This window comes from Phenylobacterium sp. (assembly GCF_016124325.1).
GTDB lineage: Bacteria > Pseudomonadota > Alphaproteobacteria > Caulobacterales > Caulobacteraceae > Phenylobacterium.
Genome location: NZ_WGNY01000003.1, coordinates 134,777 through 142,427, shown reverse-complemented (window position 1 = coordinate 142,427; position 7,651 = coordinate 134,777). Strand labels below are relative to the sequence as shown.

5 protein-coding genes are annotated in these 7,651 nt (G+C 70.3%); 3 read left to right on the top strand and 2 right to left on the bottom strand.

Going from position 1 to position 7,651, the window contains the following annotated elements:
* The coding region (locus GC203_RS01410; protein ID WP_293450574.1) for a helix-turn-helix domain-containing protein at nucleotides 1-1,077 on the top strand (1,077 nt) is incomplete at its 5' end.
* A 90-nt stretch (nucleotides 1,078-1,167) separates the two neighbouring features.
* Nucleotides 1,168-2,079 (top strand): type II CAAX endopeptidase family protein, encoded by a 912-nt coding sequence (locus GC203_RS01405; protein WP_293450572.1) that lies wholly within the window; start codon nucleotides 1,168-1,170, stop codon nucleotides 2,077-2,079.
* Nucleotides 2,080-2,091: 12 nt separating this feature from the next.
* Here the strand turns inward: GC203_RS01405 and GC203_RS01400 are convergent, their stop codons facing one another.
* Nucleotides 2,092-2,802 (bottom strand): hypothetical protein, encoded by a 711-nt coding sequence (locus GC203_RS01400; protein WP_293450570.1) that lies wholly within the window; start codon nucleotides 2,800-2,802, stop codon nucleotides 2,092-2,094.
* 283 nt (nucleotides 2,803-3,085) lie between these two features.
* On the opposite strand from GC203_RS01400, the gene secA reads away from it, so the two are divergent.
* Entirely contained in the window at nucleotides 3,086-5,842 is a 2,757-nt protein-coding gene (gene secA / locus GC203_RS01395; protein WP_293450568.1) for a preprotein translocase subunit SecA, read from the top strand.
* 143 nt (nucleotides 5,843-5,985) lie between these two features.
* Here the strand turns inward: secA and GC203_RS01390 are convergent, their stop codons facing one another.
* Nucleotides 5,986-7,614 carry a GMC family oxidoreductase N-terminal domain-containing protein gene (locus GC203_RS01390; RefSeq protein WP_293450566.1) on the bottom strand — a complete coding sequence of 543 codons (1,629 nt, stop codon included), beginning with the start codon at nucleotides 7,612-7,614 and terminating at the stop codon, nucleotides 5,986-5,988.
* Between the last annotated feature and the right edge of the window lie 37 nt (nucleotides 7,615-7,651).

Sequence of the window (7,651 nt, the reverse complement as noted above, 5' to 3'; positions counted from 1 at the left end):
TGGGCGGGGAGGCCGATGCACGACACGCTCGCGATCTTCTGGTCGGGCCTGGCGATCGGCGCTCTGGGCGTGACCGCGCTGGGCGTCGGCCGGACCGGGCTGGACCGGTCCGCCAGGCTCGCGACCGTCCTGGCCTGCCTGTGCGCGGCCGCCTGGGTCTCGACGGAGTCTGAACCGGTCTGGGAGGCGTTCGGGCGGCCCTACATCCTGCGTCTGCTGGCCTTCCCGGCCGCGGGGGCGTTCTGGGCTTTCGTGGCCTGTGTCTTCGACGATCGGCCGTTCGACGGGCTGGTGGCGCTGCCTATGGCCCTGCTCGCGGCCGCCGGGTTGGCGATCCCGTTCGCGCCGCCTGAGATGATCCCGCAGCTGTGGGCCGGCTTCAACGCCGTCGCCGCCCTCCTTGGCCTGCACGCGGTCTATCTGATCGTCCGCAACTGGCGGGACGACCTCGTGGACGCCCGCCGCCGCTCCCGCGCCCTGGTTCTGGGGCTGATGGCCCTGTTCGCGGCGGCGCAGGGGATCGCGGGTGCGGCCGGCCTGCTGGGCGAGCACGGCGCCTGGGCCGCCCTGGCGGTCCGTCAAAACCTGGGGGCCGCGGCGGTCGCGGCCCTTGGGCTCGCGCTCGGCGGCGTGCTGCTCCAGGCGCGGGCGTCGCTGTTCGCGCAGCGGGCCCGGCCGCGCGGCGCAGAGGACCCGCGCATCGCGCTTGCCGAGCGGGCGCTGCTGAACCGGCTCGACAAGTTCATGGAGACCGGCGGCTGGCGGCGCGAGCGCCTGAGCATCGGCGAACTCGCCGCCGAACTGGGCGCGCCGGAGCACCGCCTGCGGCGGCTGATCAATGTGCGTCTGGGACGCCGCAACTTCGCCGACTTCGTGAACGGCTACCGGATCCGCGCCGCCCAGGCGCGCCTTTCCGATCCCACCGAGGCCGACATCACCGTCGCCGCCATCGCCTTCGACCTGGGCTTCGGCTCGCTCAGCCCGTTCAACCGCGCCTTCCGGGCCGTGACCGGCTCGACGCCGACGGCGTGGCGGCGTCAGGCGCTGGGCCCGCAGATCCCGGCCGATCCTGACTGAGTTCGAATTCGACCAGCCTTTTCCGGACTCGCCGAGACGACGACGACGCGCATCGGGCTCCTGGCCTTCCGCAACCGGAAGGAAGACCCGATGTCCAACCGCGACCTCTCCTCACCTCAGCCCACGCGCGCCGCACCCCCAAGCCTGAGCGCCCCGCGTCGGCGCGACGGCCTTGGCCTGTTCTACCTCCTCGTCTTCGCGTGGGCCTGGGGGGTCGGCCTCCTCTACGCGGCGCTTGGCGAACCGATGACGAGGCTGTTCGGGCCCGTGACGCTGTGGAACCCACTGATCTTCGTCACCGTGTGGTCCCCGACCCTGCTGACGCTCGCCATCACCGCCCGCTACGCGGGGCGCGCCGGCCTGCGCGAGCTGTTGGGCCGGATCTTCCGCTGGCGCTTCGGCCTGCGCTGGTACGCCATCGCCACCCTGGGCGTGGCGGCGCTGGCGCTCGGCGCGCGCTTCGTCCAGGCCCTGGTCACGCACACCCCGCCCCCGCCGGTGTTCGAGGTCGCGCACTGGCCGCAGTTCGTCGCCGCGGGCCTGGTCATGCTGGTGCTGGACCCGGGGCCGATCGGGGAGGACCCGGGCTGGCGCGGGTTCGCCCTGCCGCGGATGCTGGATCGCTTCAATCCGACGACGGCCGCCCTCCTGCTCGGCGCGATCTGGACCGTCTGGCACCTGCCGGCGTTCCTGTTCTCCGGCATGCCGCAGTCGAGCCTGCCGCTCGGCTGGTTCTGCGTCGCCATGGTGTCGGCGACGGTCTTGATGTCGTGGGTGACGATCAATGCGCGCGGCGCGGTGATCCCTGCGATCCTGATGCACTGGGCCTTCAACCGCTTCAGCGACCTCAACCCGGCCGGCGCCATGTACGCCGCCCTCGCCTATGCGGCGGCGGCCGTCGCGGTGATCGTCGCCACGCGCGGGACACTGTCGTCGGCCCCTCGGCGTCAGAGCACGTTGAGTTCAGAGGCCTTCTTGTCCACGCACGACGCCTCGTCGTGAGTGGGAAGGCCTCTAGAAGCGGTTCGCGAGCGCCCGGTACGCCGGATCCCTTTTGCGGCGCAGGATGTCGACCGCGGTGCGCCCGTCCGGCCCGGGAATGTCGCCGCGGGCGCCGAAGCCGATCACCATCGCCAGGTGTTCGGGCGCGCTGCCCTTGTCCAGCATCATGTGCAAGGCCGTGCGCCCGTCCTTGCCGATGGCGTTGGGATTGGCGCCCTGGCGCAGGAACTCCTCGGCCGCCTCGAACCGGCTCCAGCCGACAGCCTCCACGAAGACGTCGCTGCGCAGGGGCGCGCCGTGGCGGCGCAGCAGCCGGATCGCCTCCACGTCGCGGTTCCAGGCCGCGGCGAACATGCAGTGGTCGGGATCGCAGCCGCGCTGGAGGAGGAACCGCGCCAGGGTCAGGTTGCGGCCACGGGAGATGGCGTACCAGAGGGGCGTCGCGCGCCACTCGCCGTTAGGCCCTTCGGTGAAGGCCGCGTCGTTCGGGTCGAGGCCGCGGTCGATCAGCCCGTCGGCCAGGGCGACGCTGGCGTCGGCCTTGGCGGCGTCGCCCTCGACCGGCTGGGCGGCGGTCAGGTGCAGCCAGGTGCGGCCCTGCTCGTCGCGCACGCGCAGCAGTTCGGGGTGCGCATCGAGGTCGGCGAGCGCGGCCTTGACCTCGAACGCCTTCACCAGCTCGGCCATGCGGGTCTTGGAGGCCATGCCGGTCTTGGAAGCCATGCCGTGTGTCGCGTCAACCCGGAGGCGAGCCGACAGGTCGGCGTCTCGTCGTCGGGTTGCGGTCTGTCCCGAGCCGAAGCGTTGCGGCGCCCCGGTCGAAGCCGGGTCTTCACAATCTTGCCACGCTACTCGCCTCTAAGGGCGGCTTGCGGGGCGAGGCGTCCCGCGACGGGGGACCTTGCGTTGACTTGGACGGGGGCAGTCCTTAAGTCACCCACGCCCCTAAAAGCGCGTTTTTTCGAGGCGGCGAAGGGCCCTATCGCCGCCGGACGGACACCCTGACTTGAGCATCTTCCAACGGTTCCTCGGCTCCTCGAACGACCGCAAGGTCCGGGGCCTCATGGCGCGCGTCGCCAAGATCACGGCGCTGGAGCCGGCCATGCAGGCGCTGAGCGACGCCGAGCTCCGCGCGAAGACCGACGAGTTCAAGGCCCGGTTCGCCAAGGGCGAAACTCTGGACCAGCTCATGGAGGAAGCCTTCGCCGTGGTGCGCGAGGCGGCCAAGCGCGTGCTGGGTCAGCGGCACTACGACGTCCAGCTCGTCGGCGGCATGATCCTGCACAAGGGCGGCATCGCCGAGATGCGGACCGGCGAAGGCAAGACGCTGGTGGCGACCGCGCCCGTCTACCTGAATGCGCTGGCGGGCAAGGGCGTCCACGTCATCACCGTCAACGACTACCTGGCCCAGCGCGACTCGGAATGGATGGGTCAGGTCTACGGCTTCCTCGGCCTGTCGGTGGGCGTGATCGTCCACGGGCTCAGCCAGGGCCAGCGCCAGGCCGCCTACGGGTCGGACATCACCTATGGCACGAACAACGAGTTCGGCTTCGACTACCTGCGTGACAACCTCGTCTACGACGTCTCCGAGATGGTCCAGCGCGGCCACAATTTCGCGATCGTCGACGAAGTGGACTCGATCCTGATCGACGAGGCGCGCACGCCGCTGATCATCTCGGGCCCGACCGAGGACCGCTCGGAGTTCTACCGGACCGTCGACCTCCTGGTGAAGGAGATGATCCAGGACCCGACCACCTACGAGCACGACGAGAAGCAGCGCCAGGTCATGCTCACCGAAGAGGGGTCGGAGAAGGCGGAGCAGATGCTCGCCGACGCCGGCCACCTGGAGGAGGACTCCGCCGGCCTCTACGACCCGGCCAACATCTCGGTCGTCCACCACGTGAACCAGGCGCTGCGCGCCAACGTGCTCTACACCCGCGACAAGGACTACATCGTCCGCGCCGGCGAGGTGATCCTGATCGACGAATTCACCGGCCGGATGATGCATGGCCGCCGCCTGTCGGAAGGCCTGCACCAGGCGATCGAGGCCAAGGAAGGCGCCGTCGTCCAGCCCGAGAACCAGACCCTGGCCTCGGTGACGAGCCAGAACTACTTCCGCCTCTATTCCAAGCTCTCGGGCATGACCGGCACGGCCGCCACCGAGGCCCAGGAATTCCTAGATATCTACAAGATGGACGTGGCGGAAATCCCGACCAACCGGCCCGTCGCCCGGATCGACGACGACGACGAGGTCTACCGCACCGCCCGCGAGAAGAACCAGGCGATCATCGCCCAGATCGAGGAATGCTACCGCCGCGGCCAGCCGATCCTGGTGGGCACGGTCACCATCGAGAAATCCGAACAGCTTTCCGAGCTGCTGAAGGCCCACACCTTCGAGATGGACGGCAAGACCGTCCGCGGCATCCCGCACAGCGTCCTGAACGCCCGCTTCCACGAGCAGGAAGCCGTGATCGTGGCCGACGCCGGGGTGCCGGGCGCGGTGACCATCGCCACCAACATGGCCGGCCGCGGCACCGACATCCAGCTGGGCGGCAACGTCGACATGCGGCTGGCCAAGTGGCGCGAGGACCAGGCCGGCCTCGGCATCGAGGTGACGCCCGAATCGGCGTTCGCCCACCGCGCCGAGATCGAGGCCGAGATCGCCGACAAGAAGCGGCAGGCGCTGGAGGCCGGCGGCCTCTTCGTGCTCGGCACCGAGCGCCACGAAAGCCGGCGCATCGACAACCAGCTCCGCGGCCGTACGGGTCGTCAGGGCGACCCGGGCCACTCCAAGTTCTTCCTCTCCTGCGAGGACGACCTGCTGCGCATCTTCGCCGGCGAGCGCCTGGACTCGATCATGCGCACCTTCGGCGTCCAGGAAGGCGAGGCCATCACCCACAGGTGGCTGAACAGCGCCATCGCCACGGCCCAGAAGAAGGTCGAGCAGCGGAACTACGAGATCCGCAAGAACCTGCTGAAGTACGACGACGTCATCAACGACCAGCGCAAGGCCGTCTTCGAGCAGCGCCAGGAGTTCATGGAGGCCGGCGACCTCCAGGAGATCATCGGCGAATTCCGCAACGACACCATCGCCGACTTCGTCGTGCGCCACCTGCCGCCCAAGGCTTATGCCGAGCAGTGGGACGTCGAAGGCCTCGACCACCACGTGAAGTCGTTCCTGGGCCTCGACCTGCCGATCGCCCAGTGGGCGGCCGAGGACGGCATCGCCAACGACGAGATCGAGGAGCGCATCGTCAAGGCCGCCGACGCCCGCGCGGCCGAGCGCAACCAGCTCGTCGGCGAGCATATGCGCGCCATCGAGAAGAGCTTCCTGCTGCAGACCATCGACCTGCAGTGGCGCGAGCACCTGATGCACATCGATCACCTGCGCACGGTGATCGGCCTGCGCGGCTACGGCCAGCGCGACCCGCTGAACGAGTTCAAGACCGAAGCCTTCTCGCTGTTCGAAAAGCTGCTGGTCGACCTGCGCCAGAACGTGACCCGCTGGTTGATGACGGTGGAGTTCCAGTTCGAGGAGCCCCCGCCCCCGCCGGCCCAGCCCACCTTCGAGGTCCACCTCGACCCCCTCACCGGCCAGAACGAGGCCGAGCGCGGCTACATCCCCGACGGCGTCTCGTCCGAACAGCGCCAGGCCCTGCCCGTCTCGGCCCTGCCCCAGGGCTGGGAGGACACCGGCCGCAACCAGCCCTGCCCCTGCGGCTCGGGCAAGAAGTTCAAGCACTGCCACGGCGCGCTGGTCTGATTTGTCGGCGTCATCCTCGCCCTTGTGGCGAGGATCCCTCCCGCCGCGGGCGTTGAGCCTGCGACCTGCCCTGCGCCCCATCGGCGGACTCGCTGCGACCGACAGAGGGATCCCAGGCACAAGGCCTGGGATGACGATTTCCCCTACCGCCCGTCCTCCAGCACCATCCGCGCACCCTTCTCGGCGATCATGATGGTGGGCGTATTGGTGTTGCCGGAGGTGATGGTCGGCATCACCGAGGCGTCGATCACCCGCAGGGCCTCCACGCCCATCACCCGCAGCCGCGCGTCCACCACCGCCAGCGGGTCGCTCGCCAGGCCCATCTTCGTCACGCCCACGGGGTGGAAGATCGTCGTGCCGATGTCGCCGGCCGCCCGGGCCAGCGAGTCCGGATCGTCGCCCACGGCCGGCCCCGGCAGATACTCCTCGGGCGAATAGGGCTTGAGCGCCGGCTGGCCCATCAGCCGCCGGGTCACGCCGATGGCGTCGGCCGCCACCCGGCGATCCGCGTCCGTCGCCAGGTAGTTCGGCGCGATGACGGGCGCCGCGGCCGGGTCGGCCGAACGCAGCCGGATCGTCCCGCGCGAGGTGGGCCGCAGGTTGCAGGGCGCCACCGTCACCGCCGCGAACCGGTGCAGCGGATCGCCGAACCTGTCGAGCGACAGCGGCTGGACGTGGAACTGGATGTTGGGCCGCTCATGCTCGGGCGATGAGCGCGTGAAGATGCCCAGCTGCGACGGGGCCATGGTCAGCGGCCCGGTGCGGAACAGCGCGTACTCCGCCCCCATCAGCCCGCGCGTGATCAGGTTGTGATAGCGCCCGTTCAGCGTCGGCACGCCGCGCACCCTGTAGATCGCCCGCTGCTGCAGATGGTCCTGCAGGTTGCGCCCCACGCCCTGGCGGTCGACCACGACCGGCGCCCCGGCCTCGGCCAACCAGTCGCCCGGCCCCACGCCCGACAGCTGCAGGATCTGGGTCGAGCCCACCGACCCGGCCGAGAGGATCACCTCGCCCCGCGCCCGCGCCTCGAAGACCTGGCCGCCGCGCCGGAAGCGCACGGCCGTGGCGCGGCCGGCCTCGAACACCACCTTCTCCACCAGCACCCCGGTCTCCAGCCGCAGGTTGGGCCGCGACAGGGCGGGCGTCAGGAACGCCTTGGCCGCCGACCAGCGCAGCCCCCGCTTCTGGTTCACGTGGAACACTCCCACGCCCTCGTTGTCGCCGGTGTTGAAGTCGGCGGTGGCCGGCACGCCCATCTCCACGGCGGCCCGGGCGATGGCGTCCAGCACCGCCCAGCGCACGCGCGGCGCCTCCACCCGCCACTCGCCGCCGGCGCCGTGGTGCTCGGTCTCGCCGAGGAAGTGGTCGTCCAGCGCCCGGAACACCGGCGCCACGTCGTCCCAGCCCCAGCCGGTCAGGCCCAGCTGGCGCCAGTGGTCGTAGTCGGCCGCCTGGCCGCGCATGGAGATCATGGCGTTGATCGCCGACGAGCCGCCGATCACCTTGCCGCGCGGATATTTCAGCTTGCGCCCGTTCAGGCCCGGCTCGGCCTCGGTCTCGAACATCCAGTCCGAGCGCGGATTGCCGATGGCGAAGAGGTAGCCGACCGGGATGTGGAACCAGATCCAGTCGTCCCGGCCGCCCGCCTCCAGCACCAGCACGCGGGCCTTCGGATCGGCCGAGAGCCGGTTGGCCAGCACGCAGCCGGCCGAGCCCGCGCCGACCACGATGTAGTCGAACTCGCCCTCGATCCGCGTCGTCGCCTCGGCCATGCGCCGTCAATGGGCCAAGTCGGCGCCCGCCGCCAGT

What these genes read in the sequence shown, in the direction of transcription:
- GC203_RS01405 (WP_293450572.1), top strand. Translation starts at nt 1,168, where the DNA reads ATGTCCAACCGCGACCTCTCCTCACCTCAGCCCACGCGCGCCGCACCC.
- GC203_RS01400 (WP_293450570.1), bottom strand. Translation starts at nt 2,802, where the DNA reads ATGGCTTCCAAGACCGGCATGGCCTCCAAGACCCGCATGGCCGAGCTG.
- GC203_RS01390 (WP_293450566.1), bottom strand. Translation starts at nt 7,614, where the DNA reads ATGGCCGAGGCGACGACGCGGATCGAGGGCGAGTTCGACTACATCGTG.